At 40.8% G+C, this 12,652-nt stretch carries 14 protein-coding genes; 8 read left to right on the top strand and 6 right to left on the bottom strand.

Annotation, left to right across the window (positions count from 1 at the left end):
* Positions 1-65: 65 nt before the first annotated feature.
* The 3 genes from JMY06_RS00470 (at position 66) to JMY06_RS00460 (ending at position 1,631) form a co-directional block, all read left to right on the top strand.
* Complete coding sequence (locus JMY06_RS00470) at positions 66-305, top strand: hypothetical protein (RefSeq protein ID WP_201526285.1); 240 nt, start codon at positions 66-68, stop codon at positions 303-305.
* Between the two features lie 240 nt (positions 306-545).
* Positions 546-1,223: a DNA-3-methyladenine glycosylase gene (locus JMY06_RS00465; RefSeq protein ID WP_201526287.1), complete on the top strand. Its 678-nt coding sequence runs from the start codon at positions 546-548 to the stop codon at positions 1,221-1,223.
* 96 nt (positions 1,224-1,319) lie between these two features.
* Positions 1,320-1,631, top strand: a complete 312-nt coding sequence (locus JMY06_RS00460) for an NGG1p interacting factor NIF3 (RefSeq protein ID WP_201615512.1) — start codon at positions 1,320-1,322, stop codon at positions 1,629-1,631.
* A gap of 106 nt (positions 1,632-1,737) precedes the next feature.
* On the opposite strand, the gene JMY06_RS00455 is transcribed toward JMY06_RS00460, so the two are convergent.
* The 3 genes from JMY06_RS00455 to JMY06_RS00445 form a co-directional block, all read right to left on the bottom strand.
* On the bottom strand, positions 1,738-2,115 hold the full coding sequence (locus JMY06_RS00455) for a hypothetical protein (protein ID WP_201615511.1): 378 nt from the start codon (positions 2,113-2,115) through the stop codon (positions 1,738-1,740).
* Positions 2,116-2,401: 286 nt separating this feature from the next.
* On the bottom strand, positions 2,402-2,752 hold the full coding sequence (locus JMY06_RS00450) for a hypothetical protein (RefSeq protein WP_201615510.1): 351 nt from the start codon (positions 2,750-2,752) through the stop codon (positions 2,402-2,404).
* Positions 2,753-2,997: 245 nt separating this feature from the next.
* Positions 2,998-3,651, bottom strand: coding sequence for a PepSY domain-containing protein (locus tag JMY06_RS00445; protein WP_201615509.1), 654 nt, complete (start codon positions 3,649-3,651; stop codon positions 2,998-3,000).
* Between the two features lie 528 nt (positions 3,652-4,179).
* Between JMY06_RS00445 and JMY06_RS00440 the strand changes: the two genes are divergently transcribed.
* Complete coding sequence (locus JMY06_RS00440) at positions 4,180-4,887, top strand: ZIP family metal transporter (RefSeq protein ID WP_201526303.1); 708 nt, start codon at positions 4,180-4,182, stop codon at positions 4,885-4,887.
* Between the two features lie 549 nt (positions 4,888-5,436).
* On the opposite strand, the gene JMY06_RS00435 is transcribed toward JMY06_RS00440, so the two are convergent.
* Together JMY06_RS00435 and JMY06_RS00430 are read right to left on the bottom strand one after the other, a co-directional pair.
* Positions 5,437-5,640, bottom strand: a complete 204-nt coding sequence (locus JMY06_RS00435) for a CsbD family protein (RefSeq protein ID WP_201615508.1) — start codon at positions 5,638-5,640, stop codon at positions 5,437-5,439.
* Positions 5,641-6,187: 547 nt separating this feature from the next.
* Positions 6,188-6,913 (bottom strand): folate-binding Fe/S cluster repair protein, encoded by a 726-nt coding sequence (locus tag JMY06_RS00430; protein ID WP_201526401.1) that lies wholly within the window; start codon positions 6,911-6,913, stop codon positions 6,188-6,190.
* A 310-nt stretch (positions 6,914-7,223) separates the two neighbouring features.
* Between JMY06_RS00430 and JMY06_RS00425 the strand changes: the two genes are divergently transcribed.
* Together JMY06_RS00425 and hemL are read left to right on the top strand one after the other, a co-directional pair.
* A complete protein-coding gene (locus JMY06_RS00425; protein ID WP_320157839.1) occupies positions 7,224-7,577 on the top strand; it encodes a zinc ribbon domain-containing protein YjdM in 354 nt (117 codons plus the stop codon).
* A gap of 143 nt (positions 7,578-7,720) precedes the next feature.
* Positions 7,721-9,022, top strand: coding sequence for a glutamate-1-semialdehyde 2,1-aminomutase (gene hemL / locus JMY06_RS00420; RefSeq protein ID WP_201615507.1), 1,302 nt, complete (start codon positions 7,721-7,723; stop codon positions 9,020-9,022).
* Between the two features lie 106 nt (positions 9,023-9,128).
* Here hemL and JMY06_RS00415 read toward each other — a convergent pair whose 3' ends face one another.
* Complete coding sequence (locus JMY06_RS00415) at positions 9,129-9,563, bottom strand: DUF962 domain-containing protein (protein ID WP_201615506.1); 435 nt, start codon at positions 9,561-9,563, stop codon at positions 9,129-9,131.
* 419 nt (positions 9,564-9,982) lie between these two features.
* Between JMY06_RS00415 and ppx the strand changes: the two genes are divergently transcribed.
* Together ppx and JMY06_RS00405 are read left to right on the top strand one after the other, a co-directional pair.
* Complete coding sequence (gene ppx, locus JMY06_RS00410) at positions 9,983-11,512, top strand: exopolyphosphatase (RefSeq protein WP_201615626.1); 1,530 nt, start codon at positions 9,983-9,985, stop codon at positions 11,510-11,512.
* Between the two features lie 257 nt (positions 11,513-11,769).
* Positions 11,770-12,573, top strand: coding sequence for an acetyl-CoA carboxylase carboxyltransferase subunit alpha (locus JMY06_RS00405; protein WP_201526310.1), 804 nt, complete (start codon positions 11,770-11,772; stop codon positions 12,571-12,573).
* Positions 12,574-12,652: the final 79 nt, after the last annotated feature.

Here is a 12,652-nt window from a genome sequence, read left to right as displayed (position 1 = left end):
TTTATTTTGATAGGCAACTGAAATACTATGTTGCCGCTCCGCCCTTGATAATAGAGAAGAAAAATATGATAAATACTGGTGATAAATTAATATGTATGGATGGCAATACTTGTTATGTAGAAGGAGAGGTTTACACGGTTGGTAGTATCGTAAACGAGAAGTTTTTTGAAATAAGCACAGGTTCTAATGGTGGGCATTGGTATGCTACAGAAGATAATGAGGGTATATATGTCCGCTTTAACTCAATGAAAGATAAAGTGAACGATGCGAGGTTTGCCAAAATAGAGCGTCAAGCTTATGCCTAAAAGAACCAGCTAATCATGCTTTCAATCCAGTTAATAGACCATCTATAACAAACCGATTGTATGAAACTGCCTATAACAGACTATTAAACCTTACGCATGTATATGTCACGATTCAACACGCTCAGTTTTTACACAAAATCCTCTAAACACAGCTCAAACATTGTTAGCGCTATCTGCTTCTTGTTTTTATGCTAAGTTATTAGCTATTAATATTATAAAAACAAGAAAAAGGTCTTATTGATGCCAACGTCTACGCTATTATCTTCCAAGTTAGCACCTTCCCAATCCTCACCTTCTCAAGTAACGAGACTAGAACCCTCATGGTTTACCCGCCCAACTTGTGTGGTTGCCGCTGATTTAATTGGTAAGATACTATGCCGACAGCTGACTGATAGCGATGGCTCGCGAAAGATACTGCGCATGCGTATTTCTGAAACGGAAGCTTATATCGGTGAGGGCGATGCGGCTTGCCATGCTCATGCTGGCACACGTACAGCGCGTACCGAGATTATGTATAGCCAAGGCGGTGTATTTTATGTCTATCTAACTTATGGCATCCATCATATGCTTAATTTAGTCAGTGGCTCTGCGGAGTCACCAGAAGCCGTACTAATACGAGCTGGGTTTTTGACTGCTGATAGTGATCGTTTGATAGAAGAGCAACTCCTTAGTGCGGACAAGCAACTGATTCATCCTAAACAGCTAGCAGGCCCCGGTAAATTGACCAAACGTCTCCGAATTGATCGTAGTTTATATGGTAAGACTATCACTCCAGAGTCAAGTGTTTGGGTTGAAGATGATGGTTGCCAGCCACCAGTTACCCTGCGTCCGCGCATCGGTATTGATTATGCGGGCGAGGCAAGAGACTGGCTACTGCGTTATATATGGACAGATCATCCGTCTTTATCAAAAAAGTAGTATTTAGCCAAAAATTAATGCTACTCAAAGATAAGCTCCTATTTAAAAGTTAAGCTAACAACAGCTTTTATCGCCATTAATGGCTAAGGTAATTCCATGTATAAACTCACCGTCTTTATTCCTGACGACGCTTTAGAAGCAGTCAAAAAAGCATTGTTCACAGCTGGAGCCGGAACTATTGGCAACTATCAATATTGCTGCTGGCAGGTACAAGGGATAGGGCAGTTTATGCCTATGGCTGGTAGCATGCCGCATATCGGGTCGCAAGACAGTCTTGAAGCCGTCAGCGAATGGCGGGTTGAGATGGTGGTTGTTGAGGAAGCAGTTAATAATGTCATTACAGCGTTAAAGGAAGCTCATCCTTATGAAACCCCAGCTTATGATGTGATCAAAGTGCTAGATTTTTAACATAATAGGTCATAATAGCGACCTGTAAAAAAGCCAAATAGACCGGTTATCGATTTATTTGGCTTTAAATATACAGACATATGTATTATTTAGACTTGAGTAACAGCTAGTCTTTTTTAATCTTAATCACATCATAGTTGGGATAGCCAAGCTCGATTTTATAATCTTCGCGGCCTCGCTCAGCTTTGACCTTGATAGTCCGATTGCCTTTTTTGTATTTGACATCTTTGACGCGGTATCCCATGCTGCTGACTTTGTTGGCAGCTGTCTGCTCAATGGCAGGACGATAAAGTTCTTTATCAATTGACTTGATCGCTTTTTTATTTTTTTTATAAAAGCCGCTATCTTTATAGACATCTTCATAAATGTCTCCATAGGCATTGTAGCCAGGGGTAGTAGCACAGCCTGTAGTCACAGCTAATAAAGCGGCAATAACGCTACCAGTAACCGCTGTTTTTAGGGCGGAAGGCTGTAATATTTTCATAATAAAATTCCTTATAATACTGTGGCAATAAATAGGGTTATGCTTCTTCTGTTCCAGAATAAAATGACATCATAAAAAACGGTCAAATAAACCAAAGAATGGTTTATTTGACCGGAGGCGTCAACTCATAAATGGTGCCAAAATTTTAGCTAAATACTAAAAAAGTGAATTCTAGTGAGCGTTAATCTCTTTTAAGTTTAATACATTAAGTAGGGTAGCCGAGTTCAATTTTATAGACTTAAGCGCCACGTATTGCTTTTTTGATAACGTCTTCAAGATTATTATTTTACTTATAACGGTAATTATTATTGTTATAGCGACCTTTGTTACTGTTATAGCGCTCGTTATTATTATTGTAGCGGCCATTGTGATTATCATAGCGACCGTTATCGTCATTGTAGTGGCCATCTTTATTGTTATAACGACCGTTATTATTGTTATGGTTGCCATTGTGCTTGTTATAACGGCTTTTATTATAATTTCCGTTACGGTTATTGTTGTTACCCTTTTGACGATAGACTTGCTGATTATCGTAGCCTGGTGTCACAGTAGTGCAACCAACAGTGGTGCCTAATAAGGCAACCACAAGACCGGCAGAGAGGATGGTTTTTAATGCTGAGAGTTGTAATATTTTCATAATAAAATTCCTTATAATACTGTATTGTTTAGTATGACTATGTTTTTAATATTGCAGATTAAAAGTAAATGATAAAAAAAGGTCAAATAAACCAAGGACTGATTTATTTGACCAATGGCGTCAACTCACAAATGACGCCAAAATCTTAACCTAATACTATAAAAAGTAGGTATCGGTAAGTATTTGTTTTCTCAAGATCAGTACTTTTTAAGATAGGCCTTGATTAAGGCCAGAATTTTTTAAACTCAGTCTTTTTCAAGCTTAATCACATTCAAATTAGGATAACCAAGGACGATGTCGTAATCTTGCGAGCCGCGTTTGGCCTCAATTTCGAACACACCGCGATTGTCTTCTTCCTCAAGCTCGATATCTTTTACCCGATAGCCCATATCGCTGACTTTTCTAACAGCGCGCTGTTTGATAGCTGGATAACGCGCCTCTTTTTTGATTCTATCTTCGACGTCATCTTGTTTGTTTTGGCCATAATAGCCATTGCCGTTATGGTTGTTATATTGGTTATTGTTGTAGCCATTACCATTTTGATGATGGTTGTTTTTATCCTGCCAAACGTTCGACCAGTCTTTTTTGTTTGAGCTGATGAGCTTTAGGCTAGGGTAAGTATATTTGAGCTCATAAGGCTGATTGTTCCTTTTGGCATAGACATTTAGCCTTTGCGCGCCATCGGCTTGGATATCCATTACGTAGTAACCACTACGACGTAGATTCTGACGCAACTGATTACTGATTTGACCAAAGTTATTGTTACTATCGCCGCGATAGATTTGTTGTTGGCCATGATTTGAAGCCATCGCCGTGCCACCAATAGCAGTGCTTAATAAAGCAACTGCTAAGGCAGAAGATATTGCAGTTTTCAGTGTTGAGCGTGGTAAAAATTTCATAATAAAGTGTCCTATAATGTTGCGCAGCTCAGTGTTTTTAACATTTTTTATAAAGTCATTTGGTTGTTACGAGGGCTAAGAACGGTTTAATCTGATGATATTTGTTGAGCCAGTAGCCATTTAATCCCACATGATGATTAAGCAACCATGTTAATTAAGCTGTGCATAACCCCACATGGCATAATATTAATTGGTATTAAAAACTGGTTACCTGCGATAGATGAGAATTTATGCTCATCTAACTTATCTGTCTCAAATATTTTGAAATAATTTCTTACATGCCTATGATAGAGTGCAAAACTTGATAATAGATGTCATTAGCGTTAATAAGTTGTAAAAAAGCACGTGCTTGCGTAAGATTTCAGTGTTTCTGGTGATAATAGGGTTGCCAATAAATGCGTTTATCGCTAACACTGCTTACCGCTTATATTATTTAATAGTCATATTGTTTATTACTAATACTATAGTCAACATATGTCATAAAAGCAGGTGCGTGACCTTATAATAAGAGAGGAAAAAGGAAAGACAATGCTATTAAAGCTTATTTTATTTTCAGGTTTTGCAGGAGCCACGGTATTTATTGGAGGGGTATTAGCCAATCTATTTAATCACCATGTCGAAGACAGTCCTATTAAATATGAAGTCACTCATACTTTAATGTCATTTGGTGCTGGAATAATTCTATCCGCGTTAGCATTAGTACTGGTGCCCAAAGGCATGGAGACGCTTAGCGTTTGGGGGGTGATGGGTTCATTTTTATTTGGTGCTGTGCTATTCATGGGGATTGATCGCTATTTGGCGAAGTCAGGTGGTCAGCAAGCGACATTACTGGCGATGATGATGGACTTCGTTCCAGAATCTATTGCTTTAGGCGCAGTGTTTGCGATTGAGCCACAGATGGCTTTATTACTGGCGGTATTTATTGGTCTCCAGAATCTACCGGAATCGTTTAACTCGTTTCGTGACTTGGTACAAAGCGGCTTTAGTGTGAAAAAAACCTTAGTTATATTTTTTATTCTGAGCTTTTTTGGCATTATTTCAGCGCTGATTGGACACTTCCTATTGAGTAAGCATCCTGACTTGACTGCCCATCTGATGATTTTTGCCAGTGGTGGGATCTTATATTTACTCATTCAAGATATTATTCCTGAGAGCAAGCTAAATAACAATTATCTGACCCCATTGGGCGCATCGCTTGGATTCTTAGTCGGTATTGTGGGTGAGATGTTACTCTAAAGTTAAAGGTTAATAATTTATTTGCATATGCTTGTAAGCATATGCTTACAAGCAATGACGCTAATGCGACTTAACAACAGGGTAACAATTTGGCATTATAGCTACACGGCATCAGGGAATGTGACTCAAGGATTGAGTTTACCGCATTATGGATAATGGTTCAGACGCTAACATCAGGATGATAACGGCGACTGAAGTAAGGATGCATAACCTGTGCTGATGGCAGAACTTGCCAAGAGCTGTTGTAAGAAGTGGGTAGGATGCCCAACTGTCACAATATACTGATTATATTGCAAGGATGCAGTGTTTACAGTCGTGATAGGTAACAGGGATTGTTAACCATAAAACCGCATAACAATTAATTGCTATGCGGTTTTATCGTGTCTGGGTTTTACGAAATTTCTAATTAGTAGAGAACCTATTATATATATTACTAAAGTTAGTTTATCAGAATATTAATTCTTAAGGAATAGTACAAATAAAAACCGCATGGAATCACCATGCGGTTTTTATTTGTACTATTAACTCATATCTTATTATAGATATGAATTAGTATTTGTTGTCGCGGCGCCATTCGTCTACTTCACGCTCAGCATCATCTTTACTATGGCCATAGCGTTCTTGGACCCGACCAACTAGCTTATCACGGCTACCATCGATATGTTGTAAATCATCATCGGTGAAATCCGCCCATTTTTGTTTTACTGCGCCTTTCATTTGTTTCCATTCGCCTTTTAGAGTATGTTCGTTCATCGTTATATTCCTTATTTTAGTTATTGCGTTTTTATTGTGTCTTTTTTCAAAATTCATTTTATCGACAGAATTTTTAACGCTGTGATGTTTATATCTATTATTTGGTACTTCACAATTAGCTAATAGCCAACTTGTAATTACTAATATAGATAGTTGCAGCTATGTTGTCTGTATACGCAGTGTTCATAATGTTACTTAATTATAGTAAATACGCCAGCTATGTTATAGGTGCACAAGTTATGTTGTAAGTCGCGTCGATCATTGCTGAAAATACGTAATGATAATTTTTCAATACTATGCCACTCGTTAGCAAAATCTTATTTTTATTCTGAATTACTTAAGAGTTATCACTCAACCTTCTTGGCTATAATTGATGTTAATAGCCATTAGCCCTACATCATTATATAGTCATACTATATATGACTACCCGCATTTTTATATACCCAAGATATCATGCGGTGGTCACACCCACTACTCCTGCTCCGAATACCGCAATGTGGATCATAGGGCTTTGGCTTTCTGCTATGTTTGTCTAATTAAGCGCTTTTTATTTAGGACGGGCGACATCAGCTTGTAGAGCTGAGGGTAATTCGAGTATGGTCAGATCACTGTCAGCAAGATGTTCTGAACGCGCCACGACTAAAGCCTCGAAGCCTTTTGTGCTTGCCATCGCATTGACTACTTGGATTTTGCCTAATTTGTCTCCGGCTGCTGGCACGTCACCTGAGCCTTGGATATAATGTAAAAAGGCTTTGGGTGCTGATTTAAAATAAATACGGGCGATAACTTCTTGGCCTAAATAGCAGCCTTTATCGTAATCCATACCGCCGCGCTGGTGTAGACGCAACTCTTGTGGTTGAAATTCGCCTTGGGTATTGCTGACTATCCAATAGTTACCAGTAGCAATACTAGATTGCATCCATGCCTGAGTATCCTCTGGGGTATTGTGGGTGTCCTTATGGCTAAAGGTCGGCTCATCATCGAACACGCAAGGATAAACTGCTATTGGTGCACTGGTTTCAAACTTTGAAAATGCGCCGTATTTATCAAGATGGGCTTTTAGAGATTGAGCACAATCAGCACTGATAACCACGTCATATTGCTTCTCAGCTTGTTTTTTAATCCACATACCAAACTCAATACGACCTTTTAGGTTACCGATAGCAGCGGCTTGATAGCTAAGACCGAGCTTAGTCACATCGCAGGTCAATTGACCTTGCAAAAATTTTTCGGCGTCGTCGCCTTGGATGCTTAATTGTTGAAACTGTGGCATGGTGGGTTGGGATTGACTCATAGTTATTATTCCTATAATAAAGTTATATTCTTATGTTGGATTTTAAAAGTAAGGTTATGCAGGCAGGTTTATAAAGAATTAAGCGCATAGAAAATTAAATAAGGCCTAAGAGAAGAAGAGTAGCATAAAAAACAAGCTCACAAAAAGCACATCACTTATCACAGTGATTTAGAATAACGGTTGGACATAGCGTTTGGTTTAATAGTGAACAGATTGGTTAAAATGAGCAGCTTACGGTACAATGGGCGTTCAAGAAAAGACCCAATTTATGATGGCTAACGAGGATATTATGAGCTTACCCAATTGCCCAGCATGTGATGAAAACTATACTTATGAAGACGGCGCGCTGCTAGTGTGCCCGATGTGCACCCATGAATGGACAGCGGCTGAAACTGACGTGGCACAGACTGATGAGCAAGAGTCAGTAATTCATGATGCGGTTGGCAATGAGCTGCAAGATGGCGATGCCGTCACCGTCATTAAAGACCTAAAAGTGAAAGGCTCTTCATCATCTATCAAAGTAGGTACTAAAGTAAAAAGTATCCGTTTGCTTCATGATGCCTCCGATGGTCATGATATTGACTGCAAAGTTGACGGTTTTGGCCCTATGAAGCTTAAATCATCTTTTGTTAAAAAAGCTTAATATATTAAATTCAATAAGAAACTAATACGCAGATTTAATAATGATTTAGTAAAGAGTCTTCGACTTGTTATTCCCAAAGTCGCTTGATTATCTTTATTAAATCGCCGCTTTATGCTTCTCTCCAAAAATAATAGAGAATACTTATGAGTACTAAAAACGAACAACTTTTTGCCCAAGCCCGCAAACATATTCCTGGCGGTGTCAACTCGCCCGTTCGCGCCTTCGCAGGGGTAGGTGGTACGCCAGTATTTATGCACCGCGCTAATGGCAGCAAAATTTATGACACCGAAGATAATGCTTATATCGACTATGTAGGCTCTTGGGGGCCAATGATTTTGGGTCATGCACATCCAAAAGTGATCGATGCGGTCAAAAAAGCGGCTGATGATGGTTTGAGCTTTGGGACACCAACCCCATTTGAAACCACGGTTGCGGACAAGATTTGTGACATCGTCCCTAGCGTTGAGATGATACGCATGACCAGCTCGGGTACTGAAGCGACCATGAGCGCGATTCGTCTAGCACGCGGGTTCACTGAGCGTGACAATATCGTCAAATTCGAAGGCTGTTATCACGGACATTCAGATAGCCTGTTAGTAAAAGCCGGCTCAGGAATGCTTGATATTGGTGAGCCTACCTCAAAAGGCGTGCCAGCAGACTTCGCTAAGCATACGATTACGCTACCTTATAATGACCCACAAGCGATTAAAGACTGTTTTGAGAAGTGGGGTGATACCATTGCCTGCGTTATCGTCGAGCCTATCGCTGGTAACATGAATATGGTTATCCCTGAGCAAGCGTTCCATGATACTTTGCGCGCCCAATGTACCGAACACGGCGCCGTGCTTATCTTTGATGAAGTGATGACTGGCTTTCGGGTCGGACTTGGCGGCGCCCAAGCACACTTTGGTATTAAGCCTGATGTGACCTGTTTTGGTAAAATTATTGGCGCGGGTCTACCGGTCGGTGCTTTCGGTGGTAAGCGTGAAATCATGTCTTGCATCGCGCCACTTGGAGGTGTTTATCAAGCGGGTACCTTATCTGGTAATCCACTAGCCATGCGCGCTGGTATTGCGATGTTTGAAGACTTAACTGTAGCTGGTTTTTATGATGATCTGTCTGCGAAAGTTGACTACTTGGTTGATGGCATTCAGGCATCGGCTGACAAATACGGCATACACTTACGCACCAATAAGCTTGGTGGTATGTTCGGCATGTTCTTTGTAAAAGATAGCGATACCAAAACCCCACTTGATTTTGATGACGTCACTGAATGCAATATCGACGCCTTTAATACTTTCTTCCACGGTATGCTTGATCGCGGTATTTATCTCGCGCCATCGGCTTATGAAGCGGGCTTTATGTCTATTAAACATAGCAATAAAGATTTAGATGCTTCCATTAAAGCCGCTGACGAAGTATTTGCAAAAATGGCTAAAGCGTAATTTAGTTACTGTGTAATTATTATTTTTAATTCTCAGCATTAAGTAAAAATCAGCGTAACAGACAGTTATGCTGATTTTTTTATGACTTATGATTAACGCTTAGGGTTTATTTCTGCTTAACCTTATCAAGTTTAGTATCTTTTAAGCTTATGTTACCGCGCAGCACGTCACTGAACATGCTTATATCACCACCGAAGCTTTGCAGTGGATATTTAAAGGTGGCTGGTTTGTTCTTTTCAAAGAAAAAGTGTCCGATCCACGCGCAAGCATAACCGGCAGCGATACCTTTGAGTAGTGGCTTTGGAGAAAGGGTTTTAACTGATTTTGCCAGACCCAATAGTCCAAAGCTACTACCGGCAAAATGCAGGCGACGGCAGGCGATGCTTTGATGTTCGTCTAAATAAAAATCATAGAATTTCTGCTTTTCTTGTTCATCCGTTTTTATGACATCCGTATTGCTATTTGATCCTATATCATCATTAGCGGCAGTCTGCGATTGGTGTTTAGTTTGGTTACTAGGGTAGTGGTTAGAGTGGTTCATATTGATAGCGTCCTTTGCTGGTTATTGTTTTGCTTGTTATTAATATATAGTAGTATTTACTCTTATTGGGTAAGTGCTCGTTATATATTATAATATTGCTGAAATAAAAGGTAGCAAAGGCCTAAGGTGAATACAAGCACTAAAGGCGTACTCAGGGTTGGTATTTCACTGGTTATTTCATGCATTTTTTTATAAGTGTTAAACTGGTGGCTAAATAAGCAAGGGCTGTTGCTTGCCAGTGTTTGGCATAAATGCTTTAATGGCGAACCCGCCGATAGGCGTGGGGCTAGCTGCCATTAAACTAGGTTACTATAGTGAATGCCGTAGTGTGCCCTATGCAACTTTTATCCATTTTGGCATCTTCTTTTATTTGACCATTGCTCCCATCCAATCCATCACTCATGGTAACTATTTCTCCTATGCTCAATAACTATCTTGCAAACCTACCACTTGCCGATGACGAACTGATGGCTGCCATTGATATTGGCTCGAACAGTTTTCATTTGGCCATTGCTCGACTTGATCACGGTGAGGTGCGAAAAGTGACCTCAATGTCTGAAAAGGTACAGCTAGCGGCAGGATTGAATGAGCATAATATTTTAGGTGCTGCCGCTGAGCGTCGCGGTCTTGAGTGCCTAAGTCGTTTTGTGGCCCGTCTTGATTCGGTGCCGCCTGAGCGTATTCGTATTGTGGCAACCAACGCGCTGCGCCAAGCCAAAAACGCTAACGACTTTATTTCACGCGCTAACGAAATTTTGCCTAAGCCAATTGAAGTCATTGCAGGACGTGAAGAGGCGCGGCTGATTTATTTGGGTGTTTCTCATACCAATGCCAGTAGCGATAAGCGTTTGGTGATTGATATCGGTGGCGGTTCAACGGAATTTATCATTGGAAAAGGTTTTGATCCGCTATTGACCGAAAGCTTACAGATGGGGTGTGTCGCCTTTACACAGGCATTTTTTGCCGATGGCCAGATTACTGAAAGTGCTTTTAATAAGGCTGTTGCGGCAGCTCGTAAAGAAGTATGGGCCATTAATGGTCAGTATCAAAAGACTGGCTGGAGCAGTGTTGTCGGCTCAAGTGGGACGATTAAGGCAGTCAAAAACGTGCTGGTTTCTAAAGGTTGGGCCGATGGTCAAGAGCGCATCACTTACCAAGGTATTAAAAAATTAGAGAAATTATTAATAAAAATCGGCGACGTCAATGATATTGAGCTAGAAGGGGTCAAAGAGCATCGCAAATCTGTCTTTCCGGCAGGTGTCGCCGTCCTTCGTGCCGCTATGAAAGTGCTCGGTATTGACACCATTACTTACTCTGATGGGGCGCTACGCGAAGGCGTCATGTATGACATGCTCGGGCGCTTTGCCAGTGAGGATGTACGTGACCGTAGCGTACTAGCACTCATCAAACGCTATTCTGTGGACAAAAAACAAGCCCGCCAAGTGGTCAGAACCAGCCGTCATTTACTCAAGCAAGTCCAAAATGACTTACAGTTGACTGGCGATGATGCGGATGTATTGAGACGGGCTGCCTATTTGCATGAGATCGGACTTGCGATCAGTCACAGCAACTATCATCGGCACAGTGCTTATCTACTTGAAAACTCGGATATTCCTGGTTTTTCACAAGTGGATCAAAAGCGTATGGCACAATTGATGCTGAGCCATAGGCGTAAGTTAAAAGCTGACATGCTCGAGCAAGCTTGTATCTTGGGTGGTAATCAACTGGTCTATTTGTGCTTGCTGCTAAGACTTGCCGTATTGGCTCATCATAGCCGTAGTGAATTTGAGTTGCCTCAGATGCAGCTGGTCGTCACAGATACTAACTGTTGGCAAATTACCGTCAGTACTGACAAACAGCATTATGCATTTTTATATTCCGATCTTTACGCTGATATTGAGCAATTTGCTAAATGGGGTATTAAACTAAGCGTTATTGAAACGGCATAAGCGTCAATCCTAGCATTATTATGGTTTATATTTTTTAACCTATAATATATAGATTGCGCTATTATTTACCCTCATAAAAGCATTACAAAAGCGGCGTTGTCAGTAATGTCACGGCATATTAACTGTGCTACTATAGCTTTTATTGAGTTTACAGCTGTACTGTATTGCTACTCAAATCAGTCAAAATACCTCTTAAAATACATCGTTAGCACTCTTATAAATTATTACCCCTATAAAATGACAAAAAGGAAGCGTCTATGAGTACCGTCTGGGATAGCGTTCAGCTGGCAAGACATGCCAAGCGTCCATTATTTATGGATTATATTAATCAGCTGTTTACCGAGTTTGATGCGTTGCACGGTGACCGTGCCTTTGCAGACGATAAAGCCATTATTGGCGGTCTGGCACGCTTAGATGGTAAGCCCGTTATGGTGGTCGGTCAGCATCGTGGTCGCAGTACACGCGAGCGTATCGCCCATAACTTCGGTATGGCGAACCCTGAAGGCTATCGCAAAGTTATCCGCTTGGTAAAAATGGCTGAGCGCTTTAATATTCCCGTCATGACCTTTGTCGATACCCAAGGTGCCTATCCTGGTATTGGTGCTGAAGAGCGCGGACAGGCACAAGCTATCGCTGAGAGCATCGCCGTATTCTCTAGTCTAAAAGTGCCTATTATCGTGACTATCATCGGTGAGGGCGGTTCAGGTGGCGCTTTGGCTATTGGGGTTGGCGATAAAGTGAACATGCTACAAAACAGCATTTATTCAGTTATCTCTCCTGAAGGCTGTGCCTCAATTTTATGGAAAACCGCTGAAAAAGCACAAGATGCCAGTGAAGCACTCAAATTAAATGCCATTAATTTATATCAAATGGGTTTGATTGATGCAGTCATCGAAGAAGGTGAGGGCGCGCATATTCATCCGCAGCCGGTCATGAATTCACTTAAAGCGCTGCTCATTGAGCAGTTAGATGAGTTGCAAGATATGGATACTACAGATCGCTCTGAGCAGCGTTATGCTAAGCTTAAGTCCTTTAACTCAGAAGTCATGTTGCCTTGTTAAATAGTTATAATGCTCTAACTGTGAATGAATAAATCTCGACCTAAATGATAAAAAGCGTGCTACTTTGTGGCACGCTTTT

This window comes from Psychrobacter urativorans (assembly GCF_904846675.1).
Taxonomy (GTDB): Bacteria; Pseudomonadota; Gammaproteobacteria; order Pseudomonadales; family Moraxellaceae; genus Psychrobacter; species Psychrobacter urativorans_B.
Note: the sequence above shows the minus strand (reverse complement) of the source record. Positions and strands in the feature narration are given on the sequence as shown.